The sequence below is a fragment of the Salinivibrio sp. MA351 genome, from assembly GCF_001996065.1.
In the GTDB taxonomy this organism is placed as follows: Bacteria; Pseudomonadota; Gammaproteobacteria; order Enterobacterales; family Vibrionaceae; genus Salinivibrio; species Salinivibrio costicola.
Window position 1 is genome coordinate 57474 of record NZ_MUFG01000014.1, and the last position, 21066, is coordinate 78539.

The 21066-nt window shown below is 49.1% G+C and carries 20 protein-coding genes and 3 tRNA genes; 14 read left to right on the forward strand and 9 right to left on the reverse strand.

Going from position 1 to position 21066, the window contains the following annotated elements; translation table 11 throughout:
- Positions 1-46 precede the first annotated feature (46 nt).
- From BZG78_RS09175 to emrD, 5 genes are all read left to right on the forward strand, one after another.
- Complete coding sequence (locus BZG78_RS09175; RefSeq protein WP_242413009.1) at positions 47-1321, forward strand: patatin family protein; 1275 nt, start codon at positions 47-49, stop codon at positions 1319-1321.
- A gap of 4 nt (positions 1322-1325) precedes the next feature.
- Positions 1326-1883, forward strand: coding sequence for a sugar O-acetyltransferase (locus tag BZG78_RS09180; protein ID WP_077661021.1), 558 nt, complete (start codon positions 1326-1328; stop codon positions 1881-1883).
- A 141-nt stretch (positions 1884-2024) separates the two neighbouring features.
- On the forward strand, positions 2025-2630 hold the full coding sequence (gene ribA / locus BZG78_RS09185) for a GTP cyclohydrolase II (RefSeq protein ID WP_021023753.1): 606 nt from the start codon (positions 2025-2027) through the stop codon (positions 2628-2630).
- A 105-nt stretch (positions 2631-2735) separates the two neighbouring features.
- Complete coding sequence (locus BZG78_RS09190) at positions 2736-3197, forward strand: isoprenylcysteine carboxylmethyltransferase family protein (RefSeq protein WP_077461157.1); 462 nt, start codon at positions 2736-2738, stop codon at positions 3195-3197.
- Between the two features lie 191 nt (positions 3198-3388).
- Positions 3389-4600 carry a multidrug efflux MFS transporter EmrD gene (gene emrD / locus BZG78_RS09195; RefSeq protein ID WP_077661022.1) on the forward strand — a complete coding sequence of 404 codons (1212 nt, stop codon included), beginning with the start codon at positions 3389-3391 and terminating at the stop codon, positions 4598-4600.
- A gap of 111 nt (positions 4601-4711) precedes the next feature.
- On the opposite strand, the gene BZG78_RS09200 is transcribed toward emrD, so the two are convergent.
- On the reverse strand, positions 4712-5047 hold the full coding sequence (locus BZG78_RS09200) for an HI1450 family dsDNA-mimic protein (RefSeq protein ID WP_077661023.1): 336 nt from the start codon (positions 5045-5047) through the stop codon (positions 4712-4714).
- Between the two features lie 202 nt (positions 5048-5249).
- Between BZG78_RS09200 and BZG78_RS09205 the strand changes: the two genes are divergently transcribed.
- The 3 genes from BZG78_RS09205 (at position 5250) to BZG78_RS09215 (ending at position 8538) form a co-directional block, all read left to right on the forward strand.
- Entirely contained in the window at positions 5250-6092 is an 843-nt protein-coding gene (locus tag BZG78_RS09205) for a hypothetical protein (RefSeq protein ID WP_077661024.1), read from the forward strand.
- Positions 6093-6439: 347 nt separating this feature from the next.
- Positions 6440-7810 (forward strand): YjiH family protein, encoded by a 1371-nt coding sequence (locus tag BZG78_RS09210; RefSeq protein WP_241827346.1) that lies wholly within the window; start codon positions 6440-6442, stop codon positions 7808-7810.
- 80 nt (positions 7811-7890) lie between these two features.
- On the forward strand, positions 7891-8538 hold the full coding sequence (locus tag BZG78_RS09215) for an alpha/beta fold hydrolase (protein WP_077661026.1): 648 nt from the start codon (positions 7891-7893) through the stop codon (positions 8536-8538).
- Positions 8539-8632: 94 nt separating this feature from the next.
- Here the strand turns inward: BZG78_RS09215 and BZG78_RS09220 are convergent, their stop codons facing one another.
- Positions 8633-9904, reverse strand: a complete 1272-nt coding sequence (locus BZG78_RS09220; RefSeq protein ID WP_077661027.1) for a DASH family cryptochrome — start codon at positions 9902-9904, stop codon at positions 8633-8635.
- 140 nt (positions 9905-10044) lie between these two features.
- The gene (locus BZG78_RS09225) at positions 10045-10512 is read right to left on the reverse strand and encodes a DUF3392 domain-containing protein (RefSeq protein WP_236719582.1); all 468 of its coding nucleotides are present in this window, start codon (positions 10510-10512) and stop codon (positions 10045-10047) included.
- Between BZG78_RS09225 and BZG78_RS09230 the strand changes: the two genes are divergently transcribed.
- Positions 10511-11452, forward strand: a complete 942-nt coding sequence (locus BZG78_RS09230; RefSeq protein ID WP_077661028.1) for a Gfo/Idh/MocA family oxidoreductase — start codon at positions 10511-10513, stop codon at positions 11450-11452. The two genes, BZG78_RS09225 and BZG78_RS09230, sit on opposite strands and share 2 nt — an antisense overlap.
- Before the next feature lie 32 nt (positions 11453-11484).
- On the opposite strand, the gene BZG78_RS09235 is transcribed toward BZG78_RS09230, so the two are convergent.
- Entirely contained in the window at positions 11485-12825 is a 1341-nt protein-coding gene (locus tag BZG78_RS09235) for an AarF/ABC1/UbiB kinase family protein (protein WP_077661029.1), read from the reverse strand.
- Between the two features lie 220 nt (positions 12826-13045).
- Here BZG78_RS09235 and BZG78_RS09240 point away from each other — a divergent pair, with 220 nt between their 5' ends.
- The 5 genes from BZG78_RS09240 to BZG78_RS09255 all read left to right on the forward strand — a co-directional run bounded on the left by BZG78_RS09240 (position 13046) and on the right by BZG78_RS09255 (position 17243).
- A complete protein-coding gene (locus BZG78_RS09240) occupies positions 13046-14794 on the forward strand; it encodes a formate--tetrahydrofolate ligase (protein ID WP_077661030.1) in 1749 nt (582 codons plus the stop codon).
- Positions 14795-14859: 65 nt separating this feature from the next.
- Positions 14860-15594: a zeta toxin family protein gene (locus tag BZG78_RS09245; RefSeq protein WP_077661031.1), complete on the forward strand. Its 735-nt coding sequence runs from the start codon at positions 14860-14862 to the stop codon at positions 15592-15594.
- The gene (locus BZG78_RS15490; RefSeq protein ID WP_198532930.1) at positions 15578-15742 is read left to right on the forward strand and encodes a hypothetical protein; all 165 of its coding nucleotides are present in this window, start codon (positions 15578-15580) and stop codon (positions 15740-15742) included. The genes BZG78_RS09245 and BZG78_RS15490 overlap by 17 nt, the downstream gene beginning before the upstream one ends.
- Before the next feature lie 142 nt (positions 15743-15884).
- Positions 15885-16358 (forward strand): NYN domain-containing protein, encoded by a 474-nt coding sequence (locus BZG78_RS09250; protein WP_077661032.1) that lies wholly within the window; start codon positions 15885-15887, stop codon positions 16356-16358.
- A gap of 60 nt (positions 16359-16418) precedes the next feature.
- Positions 16419-17243 carry a Cof-type HAD-IIB family hydrolase gene (locus BZG78_RS09255; protein ID WP_077661033.1) on the forward strand — a complete coding sequence of 275 codons (825 nt, stop codon included), beginning with the start codon at positions 16419-16421 and terminating at the stop codon, positions 17241-17243.
- Positions 17244-17379: 136 nt separating this feature from the next.
- On the opposite strand, the gene BZG78_RS09260 is transcribed toward BZG78_RS09255, so the two are convergent.
- From BZG78_RS09260 to BZG78_RS09280, 5 genes are all read right to left on the reverse strand, one after another.
- Positions 17380-17456 (reverse strand) — tRNA-Val (locus tag BZG78_RS09260).
- A 13-nt stretch (positions 17457-17469) separates the two neighbouring features.
- Positions 17470-17546: transfer RNA gene (locus BZG78_RS09265), tRNA-Val, on the reverse strand.
- 64 nt (positions 17547-17610) lie between these two features.
- Positions 17611-17687 (reverse strand) — tRNA-Val (locus tag BZG78_RS09270).
- A 147-nt stretch (positions 17688-17834) separates the two neighbouring features.
- Positions 17835-18839, reverse strand: coding sequence for a DUF3080 domain-containing protein (locus BZG78_RS09275; protein WP_077661034.1), 1005 nt, complete (start codon positions 18837-18839; stop codon positions 17835-17837).
- Between the two features lie 107 nt (positions 18840-18946).
- Complete coding sequence (locus BZG78_RS09280) at positions 18947-20980, reverse strand: methyl-accepting chemotaxis protein (RefSeq protein ID WP_077661035.1); 2034 nt, start codon at positions 20978-20980, stop codon at positions 18947-18949.
- Between the last annotated feature and the right edge of the window lie 86 nt (positions 20981-21066).

Here is a 21066-nt window from a genome sequence, read left to right on the forward strand (position 1 = left end):
CAATAAAAACAGATGCATAACGTGAGTGTGCTCGTAAGGGGCGAGTGTGGTAGACAGCAAGCAAGCCGTACAACCTAAGATGTTTGCGGCCGATACGCAGGCTATCGGTTTAAATAAGAGCCAGCCTTCGCGACCGCAAAGAATTTCCTTGGTCCTGCAAGGAGGTGGGCAGCGCGGTATTTTTACGGCGGGTGTCATCGACGCATTTTTGACTCGCCACTTTGATCCGTTCGAGCACTATTATGGTACGTCCGCTGGGGCGCTCAATATGAGTGCGTATGTCTGCCAACAATACCAATATGGCTACCGATTTATTACCCAGCTGACGACCCAAGAACGCTTCTTCCACTTAATGAAGTATGTGCGGCGTCAGCATCATATGGATCTTGATTGGGCACTAGAGACCGCGCTACCCGGAAAAGAGACGGCATTGGACATGGAGACGGCACGTCGCCACCTGCAAAATCGATATGCTTATGCGTGTGCAACCGATGTCGATATCTTGAAACCTGCCTTTTTCTCGCTAACAGAAGATAATTGGCCTGATGCGCTTAAGGCAACCTGTGCCATTCCACTGTTGTATCCACACCCGGTTAATATCAACGAACACCGGTACGTCGATGGTGGCGTAACTGCTGCAATCCCGGCGAAAGAAGCGTTTGCGCGCGGCGCGGATATCATTGTAGTGATCCGTACAGAGCCTGATGTAGAACAGGAAAAACGCGTCGATGATAGCGGTCGCTTTCTTGAAACACTGCGAGCACGATTTGAAACCCACAAATCCCAATTTAAAATCGCGGATTACCTCACTAACTTTGAAGAAAAATATCGACTAGCGCGGTTTGAAACCTTTCAAAAAGAGCTGAGTAAGCAGTTAGGAGAGTTATCGGAACGCTATAAGTCGAGCCGAGAGCAGTGGGTCAGTCGAGTGAAAGACAGTATGAGAGAGAAGGCGATGCAAAATGGCGGACGCTGGCTGTTCGGTGGTGACACCATTTATCGGCTACAATCGCTATCGGGTAAGCCACTCAGTACCGACATGCTGAAAATGTTCACCACCCACTATCAAAGCTATCAAAGTGAGCTACAGTTTTTGGCCAACCCACCTGCGCGTGCGCAAGTGCTACAAATTGCGCCGAATGAGCCGCTGCAAAGCAGTGCGTTGTTGAGCAAATCTGAAGCCTTGGAGGCGGATTATCAATTGGGCCTAACATTGGGCAATCAGTTTCTAGATCAATATGGCGATGCGCTGGTGGCTTTGTCATCGGTCGATAACTCAGAGTTTGAGTCGACCTCGGCTCCCATGCCGCATCAAGGATAGGTGGATGACGGAATTTGAAAAAATGCAGCGAGGCTTGCCGTACTGTCCTGCCGATGAGGAACTGACGTTGTTTCGTTATGCGGCGCGCCGACTGTGCCAACAATTTAATCGACTGGATCCAGAGGRTGCCTCCAGCTTAAATGTGGTCACCACTAAACTGTTTGCGCATATCGGTGACAACGTCGAAATCGATGCGCCCTTCTTTTGTCATTACGGTATGAACATTAGTATCGGCAGTAATGTCAGTGTCGGGCCCAATTGCACGATTCTAGATGGCGCGCATGTCAGCGTTGGCGATAATGTCAGCATTGGCCCGAACGTTGGGATCTATACCACCCGCCATCGCGTATTACCGCTAGATATTGCCCGTGGTGAGTGTGAGTCTTCTCAAGATGTGATTATTGGTAACAACGTCATTATTGAAGGCAATACGGTGATTAAAGCGGGCATTGCAATCGGTGAGGGGGTCGTGATTGAAGCAGGATCTGTCGTGGATACAGACATTGAGCCTTTCTCTATTGTCGCGGGTAATCCTGCCGTTGTGGTGCGCCGGTTACAATAAACACACTCAATATCTGAATACATGATGTTATAACATAACCCTTTTGTGTTATATTATAACATCTTCTCATTGGCATCCGATCGTGGGTGTAGTAATGTTAGCGCCCTGAATCGGGTATCAGCAGTAAGAGATAAACGCATAATGGTTAAAGTTAGGGCCCGAGTGCCGTTGAAAGTCGGGGTGGGAAGCGAGATCCCCGCAGAGATCCTTTCCTTCCATGGATTACAATCCGAACAAGAGCACGTCGCGCTGATCTTTAAGCAGGCCGATCACACGGCTAATCCACCGCTAGTACGTATGCACTCTGAGTGCCTAACCGGCGATGTCTTTCACTCCTCACGCTGTGATTGCGGCGAACAACTAGAAGAAACTATCCATAAAATGGGTGAAGATGGCGGGATTATTTTGTACCTCCGTCAAGAAGGACGAGGCATTGGTCTGTACAATAAATTAGACGCCTATAAGTTACAAAGCGAAGGCATGACAACTTACGAAGCCAACAATCACCTTGGCTTCGCTGACGATCTGCGAGAGTTTACCGAAGCGGCGCAAATGCTCAAAGCGCTTAATATTGATTGCATCCGCTTAGTGACCAATAACCCGAAAAAAATCGAAGAATTACAAGCCGCAGGTATCACCTTAAAAGAAGTGATTGGCACCAAAGCCCACCTTAAAGATGGTAACCGTAATTATCTGAAAGCCAAGATCGAACACGGCAAGCATCGTCTCAATCTTGAGCAAGACTGAATATTAAGCGTTAACGCCTCGTAATTTGGCAAAAAGGCAGTGACAGTGGCTGCCTTTTTTGGTTAGAGTTTCGCTATTATATCAGTCATCACTCAAGGACGAGTTATGCGTGTACCGGCTTGGCGTTATCTCTTTCCCCCTTTACCTCCCGTTGCCATGTTAGCGGCAATTGGCGGCGGGCTTGCATTAACGTATTACTTTCCTTTTGATATTAAGCTAGGCAGCCCCAGCTGGGCGATTGCACCGTTTGTCGTTGCCTTAGGGCTATTGCTGGCGGCAAAATGGGCGTTTCATCGTCATCACACCACTGTCGATCCGCTACAAGCCCCCTCCGCGCTGGTCACTACAGGCATCTACGCTTATAGCCGTAACCCAATGTACTTGGCGATGATATTGATCATTGTTGCCGCCGGGTTCTACTTTAATGCGCTATGGTGCTGGGGGATGATCCCTGCTTTTATGGCTTACTTGTCTGCCACATTTATTCCTGCCGAAGAGTATCGCTTGTTGAGCCAATGGCCCGATGAATTTGAAGCCTACAAAGCACAGGTGCGTCGCTGGATTTAGGATTAGATAAACTAATCTTTAATATAACAAAGAATCGGGGTGGTGACGCTAAACGTCGATTGCTTACCTTGCCTGCAAAGCCTATCATTCCCTCACCGTAAACAAGGTGTTCTCGGAGGTTATGTCCTTAACCTCAATCTTTTTTCGTTTTTCAATGTTAATTTCGCATAATAATTTTTAGGAGTGTTGGTATGTCCTCGGCAATGCCTATGGGCAAGCTATTGCTATTGATCGTGATGTTGGCAGCGGTTGGGCAAATGACCCAAACCATGTATGTACCTTCTATTGGCGTGATGGCGACGGACTTTGCGGTGTCACCGTCACGGTTACAAGCAGTCATGGCCTGTTATTTGATTCCGTACGGATTATCGCAGTTCATTTATGGTGCCGTGTCTGACCGAGTAGGGCGTAAACCCGTGATATTGGCCGGCCTGGTACTATTTTTAGTGGGTACAGGCGTAACCTTACTGGTGAGCTCATTTAACGGTTTTTTGATTGGCAGCGTCGTTCAAGGTGCTGGCATTGGCTGTGGCGGCGCCATGGCGCGTACACTTCCGCGAGACTGTTTTTCTGGTGCTAAACTGCACCGCGCTAATAGCCTTGTCAGTATGGGACTGATTTTCTCTCCCTTACTTGCGCCGCTACTCGGGGGATTCTTAACCGAAGCTTTAAACTGGCGCGCGAGCTACTTTTTCTTGCTCCTACTAGGCATTGCCGTGTATGCGATCATGACGCTGCGAYTTACCGAAACATTGCCACGTGAGTCACGTCAACCCGGTCACTTTGGTACACGTTACCGCCATGTTATGGGCTCACGTCGCTTTAAAGGCTATCTGCTTTGCCTCGTGACTGTGTTTGCCGGTGTCTCTCTGTTTGAAGCAGCGGCAGGTGTGATTATGTCCGATACCATGGCGTTATCACCGCGTATGATTAGTTTGCTTTTTGTGGTACCACTTCCTGCTTACTTAGTGGGGGCGGGACTATCTAGCCGATTCGCCGACAGCCTGGGCTATTATGCCACGTTGGCACTGGGCAGCGTCCTCGCTCTGATGGGAGCAGGATTGATCACCTTACCTGGCCTAATGGGTGAGGTGTCACTTTATGCATTGATTGGTGGTGGCTGTGTTTACTTTGCCGGAGCAGGCATTCTGTTTCCCGCGGCAAGCACCGGTGCAATTAGCCCGTTCCCTCATCATGCCGGAACCGCCGGCGCGATTTTAGGCGGTACACAAAACCTTTTGGCAGGGGTAGTCACCTTGGTGGCAAGTCAGTTGGGCGTGGCAAGTCAACTCTCTCTGGGGGCAATCATGCTGATACTCGGCACACTCGCCACGATCGGGCTATTCATCAGCTATCACGCAGAAACTCATGGCGATGATCACGCTTCGCTCACCGCGCATTAATCGGTCAGAATATCGTGATTACCCGCAAAACCGACAACAACGGCAGTGAAAGGGCTGCCGTTACGGCTAAGTTTGAATGCGCTTGAGAGCCTCAAGATAAGTGTAAGGACATTAATGCAACTGCTTTCCGTTTCGGTTCCACAGCATATGGCAGAATTTATTATCGATATCGCGGCTAATCAGCATGCGCGCGAATACAGGTTTAAGCACTTCGTCGCCGGCCAGTCCAATTTGCACTTCTGCACACTGAGATAAATCTATATCAGCGCCCACGTGTTCAGGCCAGTCACTGTTAACCTCGACCACAATCGCACCGCCTTCGTCTTCAAACCGAGATTCAAAAAGCAGCAAATCGTCATGCTCCAAGTTGTCGGGGGCCATTTCGGTAAAAATATCAAACGCGGTCTCGATCATATCCTCTAAGTTAAGCAGGTTGTGTTGCGTCATAATTATCTCTCGTTGGGGTGTGCATGGTCGTACTATAACATGCGCAAGGTGGCATCTCAGCTATCAAAAACGCCAAGAGTGGGGCATGGCTCTAGAGATTCGTATGGCACCCCCTAAATCATGCACAGAGAACCACTCTGGTGATTATCACAGAGACTGACTAAAATTGAAGCAGAACCGTTGTTAGAGCGTTGATTTGTTAATGCAGATGACCAACAATAGCGCGCCTGTTCAACCGTGTGTAAAAGTCGTGACTCAGTTGCAATCTCGAACCGCGTATTTACCCGAGCCCGATCGGCGCGCGCCATTCCAATCTGAATTTATTCCCGTGATGATCAAAGCGGTGAAACAGCTGCGTGCTCTGCTTGGCAAGCGGCTTCACGGTGTGTATATCAGTGGCGATATTGTCTGGCGCCGTGCGGTCGTCAAAGAAACGGTGTTATCACTGACCGTTGTGTGCCAACAGGCGTTAACGCTTGATCAATCTAATGCGTTAAATACCTTGTTGTGGCGATTGAAAACCAGCCATAGCAAAGTGATCAGTGATTGCCATATCGATATAGTGACAGTGTCACACGTTAGCGATCTGTCGCAAGTCTTCCATTGGGGCTTCTTTTTTAAGCACAGAGCGATTTGCCTGTATGGACAAGATCTCTCTCTTAGTTTTGGCTTGTTCGAAGCCAGTTGGGAAGTGGCAAAAGCCATGAATCCAGACGTATCGGAAAAGCTTGCGCGCGCCAAGCAAAAGGTGACCGCCGCGACAACTTGGAATACCCAGCTCAACGTCGCACAATCGATCGCCGATACCTTAATACGCGCCGCATTTGGGTTAGTTATGCATAAAGAAGCACGTTGGAGTGAGTCATTAGAAGAGTGTGCCGACGCATTTATCAAACATTATCCTGCTCAGAAAACCGCAATTGAGCGACTTTTTATACTACTAGAACGCAAACCTGTAAAAAAACGTGCTGTTATGACCCTCCTCAATGACTTTGGTGATTGGTTGATCAAAGAATATGCCCGTATTGACTTTAAAATTGGTTAACAGGCATTGAAGGCAAGTTTGCGCCTTATCGGTTGATTATATTTGGGCTTATTCTGTGAGCTAACCCACCTCATACCCTACAAATGAGTAACAGAATCTGATCTTGGTCAATAAAACGGTGTAACAAACTTTTCACAAAAGAGAGTTTGTTGAACTATGAAACCAGAAAATGGCATGGCGAATCGACTTTTACGATGTATTTATTCAGTATTTATGACTAAATAGTTATTTACATCCTATGTGTGATTCGATAATCTGCATGCCAGTCAGTCACAGTGAGTGAATAATTAATCGCCAAAGTGGTTGGTTTTCGCTGTGAGATAAATAAAAATTCAGGATTCAGACGTATGCAAAAAACTGACACACTCTCCAAGAAGGCACCTTCGACGAGAAATATTCTGATGTTCGCGATCCCATCGCTGCTTGGGTTGCTGTTTTTCATGACACCCATTACTTTCGGCGACAGTGTCACTATCCCTATTGCGGTGATGGCCAGCACTGTGTTGGACTTGTTAGGTAATAGTGCAACCGCGGTCGTCACTGCCTTAGTGGTGTTGAGTGCCGTTGTTTCAGTATTGGTTACCTTGACCAAACCTGCCGTGATCACACGTCATGGCTTCCTTAATGGCTTATTCAACGTAACCCCCATTTGGTTGGCAACTCGTATATTTGGCGCTGTTTTTGTCATCATGGCGTTTTATGGGATCGGTACGCCAGTGATCATGGGTGAAACCACCGGGGCGTTTGTGCTTAATGAATTGCTGCCTACCTTGCTTTCGGTATTCATTTTTGCCGGTTTATTGTTACCACTGCTAACCAGCTTTGGTTTATTGGAGTTATTGGGCGCGGTGTTCACCAAAGTCATGCGCCCACTGTTTGGTTTGCCGGGGCGCTCGGCCGTTGATTGTGCGGCGTCTTGGTTGGGCGACGGTAGTGTCGGCATTTTGATGACCAGCAAACAGTATGAGCAGGGCTTTTACACCCAGCGAGAAGCGGCGGTTGTCGGCACCACCTTCTCAGCGGTATCGATCAGTTTTAGCTTGGTGGTGATTGCACAAGTTAATTTGATGCATATGTTTACCTGGTTCTATCTCACTGTATGTTTAGCCGGGATTGCGGCGGCAATAGTGGTGCCACGTTTGCCTCCTTTATGCTGGAAAAAAGACGCGTTAATCGATAACTCAGAGCGACAAGGTGACGAGGAAACATTACCAGAAGGGTATTCTACGTTAAGCTATGGCCTGCATTGTGCCCTCAACCGTGCCGAGAAAATCCGCTCGGTGAACAGCGTGCTCAAAGAGGGCGCCCAAAACGCTGTCGACATGGTACTCGGTGTCTTGCCTGTGGTGATGGCAATCGGAACCGCGGCACTGATGGTCGCAGAATATACCGACGTCTTTAGTATTCTCGGCGCACCCTTTGTACCACTGCTTGAATTGCTGCACATTCCTGATGCGGTGAAGGCGTCCGAGACCATGGTGATCGGCTTTGCTGATATGTTTATCCCGGCCATTCTAGCGGCAGACATTGAAAGCGAAATGACCCGCTTTGTGATTGCCACCGTGTCGGTCACTCAGCTGATTTATATCTCCGAAGTAGGTGCACTCTTGCTCGGCAGTAAGATTCCAGTAAAACTGTGGGAGCTGTTTGTGATCTTTATTTTGCGTACCCTGGTGACGCTTCCCGTTGTTGCAGGTATCGCCCATTTGATTTTCTAACGGATGATAGAGCGCGAGTAAAACACAATGACGTCTCACTCGATGAAGGGTGAGGCGTTTTTTTTAAAAAGGGAGATGGGATGAAAATTGTGACATTGCACGGCTTATACATGCACGGCATCTTTTTGATCCCCCTGTGTGAGCGGCTGGAAAAACAGGGCCATCAGGTGCTGAATCTTTCGTATAACACCTTGAACCCAGACTTCGATGAGATAAACGCTAAAATTGATGCGTTTATTGGCCAAACGCCCGCCATTCTTATTGGTCACTCAATGGGTGGGCTGATTATTCGACGCTACCTTGAGCGCCAAACCGAGCGCCTCTCGTCTGGCACGATAAACGTTCGTGCGGTGATCACCTTAGGGACTCCGCACCAAGGTGCTCAACTTGCTCGTTTATTTGGTGACCTTGGGTGGGGTGGCTGGTTATTTCAACGTAGTGAGCACCTGTTGATCCCAGATACCGTTACCCCTTGGGTCGACTTGCCACCGTTGCACAGCCTCGCCGGAGATTGTCCCTTCGGCCCCGCGGCTATGCTGTTAAAAAAACAAGTCTGTGATGGCACCGTGTTGGTTGAAGAAACAAAAATCGAAGGCATGACTAGCCACGATGTGTACCCGGTTACCCACATTGCCTTACTATTCTCACGCCGGGTGAGCGATAAAGTGAGCGCGATTATTGATAGCTACCGACCCGCCTGCGAAAAAGCCGGCGAGCCGAGAGACTAAGCGAACGACGCTTTACTAGGTAAATAAATGGGTAACTTGGTAGATAAATGGGTAACTTGATAAATAAAGGGGTAGTATCGGATTATCCTCACCATCAATATAAGGGCTCTTCATTGGTTAGCCATTTGGCGACAAAGCTGCCATCAGGATCGTATTGCGCGGCTTGCTTGTCGAGATTAAATCGGCGGCTGCCGCGGGGATCAGCCCCTACACCCGCCAAATATTGCCAATTGCCATAGTTGGCCGCCACATCAAAATCAATCAGCTGCTGCTCAAAATACGCCGCGCCATAACGCCAATCGATCCCAAGCTCGTGAATTAAACAGCTGGCGACTAACTGGCGACTACGGTTAGAGATCCACCCAGTGTGTTTTAACTGACGCATGGCGGCATTCACAATCGGGAAATCGGTACTGCCTTCGCGCCATGCCATAAAGGCTTCAGCATAAAACGTGGTTAGAGGACGTTTATTGGCGATACCTTTAAAGCGGAAAAAGCGCGCACCGTAGTGATACAGCATCCACTGAAAATATTCGCGCCATAACAACTCAAAATACAACCAATAGGTCGATTCGTTTTGCTCGACATTGCGCTCATAGCGGTTTAACTCCGCGGCCGCCCAACGTACCGACAAGCAACCGTTGGCCAGCCAAGCCGATAAACGCGAAGAAAACGCCCACCCATCAAGACCATTACGCGTTTCTTTATAACGCTGGACCCGGTGCGTATCCCATAAGAAATGATTCAATTGGGCGCGGCCGGCAATTTCACCGCCTTGATACGGGGAAATCCGACGGTCGGACAGTGGTGCCGGCTCAGATGTCATGCCAGCCAAGGGCGCCGGTAATGACTCAGGCACCGGCAAGGGTAATCGCGGTTGGATCCCTTTCTTTTCGACCGCTTTACGAAACTGCGTAAACGTTGGCGGGATATCAGGTAAATCAAACGGCAACTGGTGTTGTGTAAACAGCGTATGCGCATCGGACACCACCACCCGCTGCGGAAAGCGGCTGACTAAAGTGTCTACCTGGTGGCGCTCACGCGTACCAGGGTGGTCGGTGACGCCAATCAGATCAAACTCATGATCCATACAAAGGTTCGCCACCACTTCCAGCGGGTTGCCCGTACGAATAATCAGCTTTTGCCCCATGGCATCTAAGGCACGGTGCAGCTCCGTTAAGCTTTGCCACAAAAATGTCTCGCGCTGAGGGCCCAAATGCTTGCTTTGAAAATGATCTGCACGTGACCAGCTCGGATCAATCACAAACACACAGGTCAGCGTGTCACAGCTTGAGGCCAAATTAGCGAGCGCAGGATTGTCGTGTATTCGAAGGTCGTGGCGAAACCACATGAGTCCACGTTGCATACAAATCTCCTTTTTGTCACCAATACGCTGTGATACCAGTATCGGATTGCTTACACAGTATGGCTGCTTAGTAATTAAACAGCCATACGATAAAGTGGATGATTGGGCATCACAGGGAAGGGGGCTGGGCTATCGGGCGGTTAGATTTGGCGCTGACGCTGCGCCCACATCCCGATAAAGATAAAGGTCGCCACTAAGCCGGCAAACAGCCAATGATCAGGCCATCCACGCATTTTACCCGCAAGCCACGGCGACACCGCTATAATGAAAGCGCCGTAACCAAAAGCATTGATTGCCACAAATACCAGAGTACGAACAATAAAATGGTGTCCGGTTAATAAACGGCGTAGGGTACGGTTAATGTCATTACCAAACACCACCAAAAGCGACGCGACAATAGCCATCGCAATATCATTTAGCCAAGGCGTTAACCACGCACCGGCCTGAGAGAGCCAAGAGATTAAAATATTCATAATGATAAACACTGTGTAGAATGCGGCTAGGTTACTGATTTCTGCTGGCGACTTCCAGCGCTGACTGAGGCCGCACTCGGTTGGGCCGCATCCGGTTGGGCTACAGCTGGCGCGCACGACGTAAGGAGAAAGCATGAAGATCGCATCGATCGGGCTTGGCGACATTGCCCAGAAAGCGTATCTACCCTTATTGGCCAACTGGCCAGGATTAGATTGGGTCTTGTGTAGCCGTGATAGCCAAAAGTTGGCTGCGCTCGCATATCAATATCGGGTGACGAACACGGCCACCGACATCCATGAATGCTTGGCGCTTGGTGTGGATGGGGTGATGATCCATAGCGCGACCGACTCGCATGCGGCCTTGATTCGTCCCTGCCTCGAAGCTGGCGTGCCGGTATTTGTTGATAAGCCCGTTGCCCCTTCAGGCGCAGACGTTGAAACCTTATTTAACCTGGCTGAGCAACACCAAACGCCGTTGTTTGTCGGGTTTAATCGCCGTTATTTGCCACTGTTAAACACCCACCTGAACGATCAGCGTCCGGAAGATGAGTTAGGTACACCGTTGTTATCGTTGCGCTGGGAAAAACACCGCCATGCGCTGCCTGATGCACCACGCCGCTTTATTTTTGATGACTTTATTCATCCGCTCGACAGTATTAATGTACATGGCGACATGAGTATTGATGATTTAGACGTGTTCGCGCAATTTGGTGAAGGGTTACTCGGCCGATTAGATGTGCGCTGGCACCGTGATAATAGCTTGTTTGAAGCCAGCATGAATCGCCAATACGGTGCCACCAAAGAAACCATTGCCGCTGCGTATCGTAATGAGTGCTATTTCTTTGATGGTTTTACCCGAGGCGAACGCATGCAAGACAACGTGATCACTCAGCTTAGCCTCCCAGATTGGACCGGTATGCAGGCGAGCAAAGGATTTGAGGCAATGCTAACTCACTGGTTTGAGGTGGTCAGCGCAGGCTGGGTTGAAACCTCACTGACTCAGCGTAACGTCTCAACCCATTGGACCGCCGACGATCTTGTGGTGTACTGCGACGCATTGCGCGATAGTGACTAAATCGAACATGCCGTTCCCGTCGCGCAGCGGGATTAAACTTGCGCTGTCTCAGTCTGTGGCTCGCCGGTTAAATAGGGCATTAACAATGCACGCACATTTAAGGTGACATCCAACTTCGCGGCCAGTAAATACAAGCCCGCAATTTTACGATGCAAAAACAACGCATCGGCCGGCGGCGTATGCCAATAGCCTTGCTCCATACTCAAGGCAACGCCGCGATTACGTAAACGCGTGGCTAAGTCTGCTTGCCCAAACGCAAATGGCGCATCGGCAGCAATGGGCTCACAAGCGGTGTTCACCAGCTCAAGCACGCTGGCCTTTTGCTCGGGTAAAATATGCTCAGCAAAAAAGCCAATCTGAGTCAGCGCCGCTTCAATCCCTGCATTATCTTTTTCTATCGCCGCCAAAAACAGCTTGCGATAGCCATCGGTAAACGTCGGTGCATACTGACGCGTGGCGCCAAAATCGAGCAATACCACGCGGCCCGTGTCTGGCTGATACAAGTAGTTAGCGAAGTTCGGATCGGTTTGCACCTCCCCAAACATAAACACCTCTTCAAACAGCAATTGGAACAAACGACTTACCACCCGCTGGCGTACCGCTTCTGAAGCACGGTCAAGCTGCTCAATGGGTTCACCCGCCATATAACTCATGGTTAGAATGCGATCCGAGGTAAGGGCTGCATATACGTTAGGCACCACTAAGCCATCAGCGTCTTTTAAATGGGTACCAAACCGAATAAGCGACTGCGCTTCTTTCAGATAATCGGCCTCGTCATGCAGCTGTTGCTTGGCTTCATCGAGTAAAGCTTGGTAGTTCGCCTCTTTGGGGATAAGGCCACTCAAACGCAGCAGAGTGATGACATTGTCGACATCGCTATCAATGCTGTCTTTGATGCGTGGATATTGCACCTTCACTGCCACTTTGTCACCGGCATCGGTATACGCTTCGTGCACTTGACCAATGGAAGCTGACGCGATGGGAGAGAAGCGAAAATGGGTAAATTCTGCTTGCCAATTGTCGCCCCATTGTTCGTTAAGCACGGCTTTAAGCTGTTTTGGCGGCATGGGCGTGGCATGATTACGCAACCGCGCGAGCAGATCGCTGAGCTCTGGCGGGATCAAATCGCCCGCATCCATCGACAACAGTTGACCCACCTTCATCGCCGCGCCGCGTAAATCTGCCAATTTATCGGCCACGTGGGCAATATTGGCCGGTGACATCACCAAATCTTTACGACTTGGTCTGTTACCCTGCGCAAACTGCTTCGTGCCTTCCCACGCAACATTCGACGCCACTCGCCCGGCTATTGAAGCCAACGCCCCAAAACGAGACCATTTACCATGCGGAACCTTGCTGCTTTTCATAACCATCTCCTTATCACCCACTAAGTGTACGGTATAAACCAAGGAATGGTTTGGTGAGGCTTCGGTTACTCGTTTCCACGCTCCTGCGTGGGAACGAGTAAGGCGGGATAAAAATCAAAAAGGGCGCTTACGGCAAGTATTCTTTCGCTTTACAATGGTCATTTTAGCGGTATCATTTTCACGCAAACGTTTACGTGATTATTTTATACTCTATTGAGAGGGTTTCATGCTATCTGATGTCGAAATCTGTCGTAACACCACACTGACTTCCATTTCTACCATTGCCAAGCAAGCCGGTTTGCTTGAAGCAGAGTTTGAAACCCAAGGCAGCCACAAAGCCAAAGTCTCTCTCAATTGTTTGAAGCGCCTCGCGCCTAATCAAACTGGCAAGTTGGTCGTGGTTACCGCTATTACCCCAACGCCGCTGGGCGAGGGTAAAACGGTGACCACCATCGGCCTGGCGCAAGGGTTAGCGAAACTCAACCAATCCGTGACCGCTTGTATTCGTCAACCTTCGATGGGGCCGGTATTTGGGGTAAAAGGCGGCGCGGCTGGAGGCGGTTATTCACAAGTGGCCCCGATGGAAGAGCTAAACCTGCACTTAACCGGTGATATTCATGCCGTCACTGCTGCACACAATTTGGCCGCTGCCGCGATTGACGCGCGCATCTATCACGAGCAGCGCTTGGGCTATGACGACTTTGAAGCTCGAAGCGGACTAAAAGCGTTAAACATCGATCCGAATCGCGTGGTGTGGAAGCGGGTGATGGATCATAACGATCGCGCCTTGCGCATGGTTACTGTGGGCAAAAATGAGCCGGGAAAAACCATTAATGGCTATGAGCGAGAGGGCGGATTTGATATCTCAGCCGCTTCTGAGTTAATGGCGATTCTGGCGCTGGCAAGCGATCTTCGTGACTTACGTCAGCGCATTGGCCGCATTGTGTTGGCTTATAGTCATGCCGGTGAGCCGATCACGACCGAAGATTTGCAAGTGGCGGGGGCGATGGCGGTAAGCATGAAAGCGGCAATTGAACCCACGCTCATGCAAACCTTAGAGGGCGTGCCGACGCTAATTCATGCCGGCCCCTTTGCCAATATTGCCCATGGTAATTCGTCGATTATTGCCGATAACATTGCCCTTAAGCTGGGTGATTATACCGTCACCGAAGGGGGCTTTGGCTCAGACATGGGATTTGAGAAGGCATGCAATATCAAAGCGCAAGCATCCGGTAAAGCACCAGACTGCGCGGTGATTGTGGCCACATTACGTGGCTTAAAGGCCAACTCAACGCACTATAACTTTTTGCCTGGGCAACCACTACCAGAATCACTTTTTGTGGATGATCATGAAGCATTGGTGGCAGGGTTTGAAAACCTGAAGTGGCACATCAACAATGTAAATCAATATGGTGTGCCGGCGGTGGTCGCAATCAACCGTTTCCCGCAAGATAGCGATGCTGAGCTTGCGACATTAAAAGCCATGATCGAGGCGTTACCCAACCAGGTACAAGTTGCCGTCAGTGAGGGCTTTGCTCACGGCGGCGAGGGCACGCGTGAACTGGCAAAGAAAGTCATGGCTCAATGTGCCGCTCCTTCGACCTTTAGGCCTTTGTATTCAGCCGATCAATGCTTAGAAGAAAAGCTGATGGCCGTGGCTGAAGTCGGGTACGGTGCAGGGAGTGTCACGCTCAGTGATGTTGCTAAGCAGCAGCTGCAACAATTTAAGCAACAAGGCCTTGATGATTTAGCTGTGTGTTTGGCGAAAACGCCGCTGTCAATTTCAACGGATGGCACGATTAAAGGCGCGCCGCAAGGGTTTGATGTACCGATCCGCGAGTTGAAATTGTGTGCCGGTGCCGGATTTGTCTATGCCTTATGCGGCAATGTGATGACCATGCCCGGATTGCCGGAAAAACCGGCGTTTATGAAACTTGACCTCGATGATGAGGGTAATATTGTTGGGTTGAGTTAATGACTTAGCGCCCGAACAGAGTGCTAGGATTGTTAGATGACGTTGCTCGTTTAAAGGCGAATTCAATGGATGATCAACAAATTACGGATAAAGCTATAAAGCAAGCAAAAGCAATGAAAAAAGTGATTGCCAGAAAGCTTGTTGATCATTTACCCGAGGAGGAGGAAGCGGCTTCTGTATTTATGGCAGGGTCGCCAGGCGCAGGTAAAACGGAAGCGGCTAGAGCGATGGTGCGTGCGTTCAAGAATGAGCACGATCTGACATTGGTGCACATAGAGAACGACGAGTTAAGAAAGGAGTTTGAAGATTATCAAGGTTATAATTCGCCCTTGTTTCAGCGTCCAGCTACAATCTTGGTAGAGGCTATTCATGATCGCGCTTTGAAGCGAAGAGTAAGCTTTATTCTTGATTCAACGCTTTCCAACTTCGATAAAGCCAAAGATAATATTGAACGATCCTTGAAAAAAGGCCGCTTTGTTATGATTGTTTTTGTATATCAAGAGCCAATGCAAGCTTGGCGGTTAGTGAAAGCGAGAGAAAGCGTTGAAGGCCGTCGTGTCCCTAGTGAAGTCTTCATTAATCAGTTCCTAGAATCGCAACGTGTTGTGAGTGAATTAAAGAAACTATTTAGGGATCAGATTGATATCACTTTTATTGAGAAAAACGTCGATGGTGACAACAAGAGACCACACTTTAACGTCGATGACATTGACGCACTATTGCGCAAAAAGTACAATCGAGAGTCACTTGAGCAAATCGTTGGTATCACGAGAGGAGGAAGCCATGCAGAACAAGCGTAATAAGGTAAAATCTACCGCTTTCTCTGACTTCGTGCGTCACTCGTCGTCAAAAGAAAAGCGAAAGTTTTTTGATAAAATAGTGAGAGAAACGATTAAAGAGCAGCAAGACATGCTCACAAAGGCAGAGCAAACAGCCAAGTGTCAGTAATCGTTTATATTTCTTGCGAGAGCCGCTGTTATCAGCGGCTTTTTTGTTTTTGCTAGACTCGGCCACGTTTGTGATTGTCGTCACGGTAGCGTGATGTGGTATCCTCTTTGGCTTCAATTCTCCCACCGACTGTGAGCCTGACTTGAAAAAAATCGCGGTTTTTGTCGACGTTCAAAATATCTACTACACCACACGTCAAGCCTACGGGCGCCAGTTTAACTATCGCCAGTTGTGGCACACGCTGAGCCAAATGGGTGAGGTGGTTACCGCGTATGCTTATGCCATTCGTCGTGATGATAATCAGCAAATCAAATTTCAAGATGCACTGCGGCACATTGGCTTTACCGTGAAGCTCAAACCTTATATTCAACGCGCCGATGGTAGCACCAAAGGCGATTGGGATGTGGGCATTGCCATTGATGTGATGGAAGCTGCGCCGGATGTCGATACCGTGGTTCTGCTCTCTGGTGATGGCGATTTTGATTTGCTGATGAACAAAATTCGCGAGCGCTATCATACCGAAGCCTTCGTGTTTGGAGTGCCTGCGTTAAGTGCCAACTCTCTCGTGAATAGCGTTGATCGCTTTATTCCCATTGACGATAGCTTATTGCTGTAGAGCCGATTAAGGCTGAGGGAATCCATTCCGTTTTGAATTTGATGTTGAGGTAAGTTGACGATGTACAAATTAATCGCCCTAGATATGGATGGCACCTTGTTAAACAGCGATAAAGAAATATCGGCTGAAAACAAACAGGCCATTGCCCGCGCGCGTGACAAAGGGGTGGCCGTGGTGTTGGCATCTGGCCGCCCGCTTGAAGGCATGCAACCTAAGCTGGATGAGTTGGATATTCATTCAGATAAAGACTTTGTGCTGTATTACAACGGCTCGATGGTGAAAAACGTGGGGACTGACGAGGTGATCTTGCAAAAGGGGCTAGACGGTAAAGCTGCCAAAGCGCTCGCTCGACATGCTGAAGCATTAGGTGCCTATGTGCATGCCTTTAGCACCGAGCACGGATTGATCACCCCTGCGCTCAACCCGTATACCGACATTGAGGCCAACATCAACGGGCTTGATATCACCGTGATGGATTTCGAGACTCTAAGCGATGATCACCCCATTATTAAAGTGTTGATGGTGGCGGAGCCAAGCAAGTTAAATGAAGTGATCAGTGCTTTACCCGCAGCGCTGCGCGAGGAGTTTACGGTGGTGCAAAGTGCGCCCTTCTTCCTTGAATTTCTAAACCCGGCAAGTCATAAAGGGGCGGGGGTCGCTGCAATTGCAGAACACTTAGGTATTCACCCCGACGAAGTGATCTGCATGGGCGATGCAGAAAATGACCATGCGATGTTGAAATATGCGGGTCTTGGAATTGCCATGGCCAATGCGATGGAAGCAACCAAGCAAATCGCGGATTATATTACCGAAAGTAACGATAACCACGGTGTCGCTAAAGCAATCGAAAAGTTTGTCTTAGCGGTAGATAGCTCAGTGGCGTAATTGTAGGTTACAACTTAAAAAGGCTTGTTAGAAAGCAGGCCTTTTGTATCTACGTAAACATATACATGACGTTTATTTTTTATGCGTCGAAAGGGAATATATCAAGATACTAAAAAAAGAAGGGGATAATTTGAAGTGGTGCGTCCGGGCAGACTCGAACTGCCGACCCCCGCCATGTCAAGGCGGTACTCTAACCAACTGAGCTACGGACGCGTATTTCAAAATTTGGTGCGTCTGAGTGGACTCGAACCACCGACCCCCGCCATGTCAAGGCGATACTCTAACCAGCTGAGCTACAGACGCATACCATTTTTTTAGAACAGCCACCGCGATGTTGAAGCGATTGACCATTTGCTATCAAGCCAAGTGGTGCGTCCGAGTGGACTCGAACCACCGACCCCCGCCATGTCAAGGCGATACTCTAACCAGCTGAGCTACGGACGCACAGTGCTTGAAAGCGGGGTGAATAGTAGCGAGTTCATCTTTATCGCGCAAGCGCTTCAACGCATATTTTTGTACATTCGCGTTTGTTTGGCGATTTGATCATCAAAGTGGCGATATTTTCGCTTTTTCAGTCGCTTCGCTACGTCGCTATTGCCCCAGTTTGACGTCACAGCGTTGAAAAAGTTGCTGCCATACATCTGCATGGTGCTTGATCGCGTCTTTGTATTGGCGGTAAGCCTCTCCCTGCCAATAGGCGTTTTTATACGCGCTAAACGCATCCGGTGTTTGCAACGTAGCAAAACGGGTCAACGCTGGCGCAATATCACGATAAAGGCCATCGACACGGGCTAAATACGGCTGAACGTCGCCGACGTAAAATTTATAAAACACGGTTTGTAGGCGCTCTAGGCGGGTCGTATCAAAATTGCCGCCACACAGGACTTTTTCTTGGTGATTGGCGATCAGTGCACTGGTTTGGTTAAGCCAAGCGGTGTGATAGCTCAAGCTAACAAATAGGGCGCCAAGAATGCGTTGCTTTTCAATGCTCTCTTGCCAGTCGGTGACCGATTCGTTGGCTACCGGGTGGTGGTTGAGTAAATGGCTAAACTGATCAATGGTGCTGACGGCATTACTATGTGCGGGAAGATCAATGGGGAGTGTATAGGCCGGTAAACTCAGCTGCCCGCGCCAGGCATCACTATCAGCCAAGGTATTCCAGATTACGGTATCGCGCTGTTGGCGTTTCAGTGCCAGTGCCTGTTCTAACTCAGCGTGAATGCTCGGATCTTTGACTTGTGGTAAACACTGTTGGGCGGTGTCAATAAAATTGAGTTCATAATCGAGTTGGCGAAAGCGATCGGCGACTTTGCCGAGGGATGAGTTGCGCTCGGCGATAAGATTAAACAAGCCACACTGACGCAGCTCGTAGGCATCAAGTACGCCCATTCGTAGTGCTTCAAGTGGCTGGACTAGATCGCGTTTGCGTGGCAACGGCGGCACCGCTGGAGTGGTAAAGTCGGGCGTCGGTGCATCAAGCACATTGCCTAAACGTTGGTAATAATCAGCCATCATGTCTTTGGCCGTATCGTCAGATTGGCACCCACCTAATCCGAGTAAGGTAACGAGCAGTAAGGTTGTTTTGAGTCCGCGCATGGTTTATCTCGTGGCTAAGCTCTTGACGTATCAATCATACCATTTACGCAGGCGATCGGATGAACGATCGCCTGGTTGAACTTTACCTGTGTGCATGCGTTAAGAGCTTACTCCGCGACTTGTTGGCTTTGGGTGAGCGATAAAATGGTAGAAAGCTCCTTATCAATGGCTGTCATGTCTTGCTGTACTTGTTCAATATTAGCAATGCTTGACTGAATACTTTCGGTCGCTTGTTCAGACAGGCTCAGTAGTCGTGTGACTTCATCGCTTAACCCATCAGCAGAGTACTGGACTTTATCCATTACCTCGAGGGTCAGCCCAATCACATGGCTGATCTGACCAATGGCGCTGTTGACATTTCTCACTGTCTCTCCAGTGGTACTAAGGCTATTTTGCGTATTTTGCGATAAGTTACGGACTTCATCAGCAACCACAGCAAAACCGCGCCCTTGCTCGCCTGCGCGTGCGGCCTCTATAGCGGCGTTTAATGCCAATAGATTGGTTTGCTCGGCAATGCCATCAATCACTTTTAAAATTTCTTCAATACGGCTGGCGTTCACACTCAGGGCGTCGGTATGGGTTTGTAGATCTTGGCTTTGCCCGTGTTGTTGTTTGACCTCGTTAGCAAGTGTTGAAAACTGTTGTTGGACAGCTTGGAGAATGTCTGCGCTCTCGGTGGCGTAGTCGGCCACGCCGCTATAACTGTCCAACAGTGATTGCAGTAGTGATTTGTAGCGCGAAAGACGATCGATGCTGTGCGATTGAAGCGCCGCAAGTTTTTGTAAACTATTAATTTGTTTTTGGGCGTTGTAGCCACGGTAATCGGCATAGTGAATGGCAAATTGATCGGCAAAATCATCAGCAAAAGGCTCGTTGGGTGCGACGCTATAAAGCATGAGTGCGGTCAGTGTCTGGTTTTGATGTACCCCTAATAGCTCACCAAAGGTTGAAAACCCGCCAACGCTAGGGATGTTATCAAAGCAGGTGACGCGCGCTAACGAATGGCTATTGTTGACCCGGCGTAAGATACAGTCGTTGGCTAGCATAGCAAAAGGACGGCGTGGCTTGTCTTTTAGGTGTCGTTGATAATCTTGCGCGGTGGTTTGAGCGAAATCTTCCGCCTTCATTAGGTACAAGCTATCGCCAAAATCAAGATCACAAAAAAAGTGTAGGGCGCCCTGTTGGTGATCAATCGCAGCGATTGAGCGAATATAAATATGCTCGCCAATTTTTACGCCAAACGTGTAGCCATTTAAGTGCGATTCCAGCTGATCAATCTGGCAGTTAAAATAGTCGCATAACGCTTTTACCGGAGAGATTAATGCGGTGCTGTTAGGTGCAAATACATCGGTGACAACGCGGGTCGCAGGATCGCCCTTGGCAATATCGAGGTGGAAGTGAGTCGGTTTGAAGTTATGGCTATTCATGATGCCATAGCGGATACCGGGGGCCAACTTGATAAAAGCTAGCGCGGCATGGTTATCGAGTAGTTTACCGTTGAGTGCTAACTTGGCTGCATTGAAATCCAGGGTACCGCCGGCAGAGCCACCCATAAAGTAGCAAGGGAAACGGCGGGTGGCATAAAGGGCCTGCATAAAGAAGTTCTCTGAACCACTAAGACCATCAAAAAAGGTGAGTGCGACTGTGTCTTGGGCGTCGACAGGAAAAGGAACCCTGAGCTGTTGCAACGAACGTGTGATTTTTTCTATTCGTGCCTTGGGCGATAAGGTCGGTGTACCGCGTTTAATGTCTTCACAATGTAAGGGCACGGTCGCTGCGCTGACAGATTCAATGACATTGTCGCCATAACTTTGCAAAACAATGTTATCCCATTGCCCGTCTGTGGTGTGATACAGCGAAGAATGCCCACCACCCAGTTCACCGGCTGTCATTATGGTGATTAGAGTTTGGCAAAAAGGCATCGCGGCTTGGAGTTTTTGGGTTGTTGCTTCAAAGGGTAAATGTGGCGAGATAAAAGCCAGTACCAAGGGTGTTTTACCATGAGGGCAAGATAAGGCCGATAGCGTGGTTTGATTAATAGCGCGGCTACTCATACACAATGAATGAACAAAAGGCATAGAGTTCGGCGATTGTGGCGAGGCTTTATCTGATAATGGGCGAGATTTTAGGAATTCAAACATAAACAACTCTACGATAATGTGACCGGTTGCCACGTATTTTGTCTGGGAATAAGGACAAACTATACGTGGTTTAGTGGTGCGTGCGT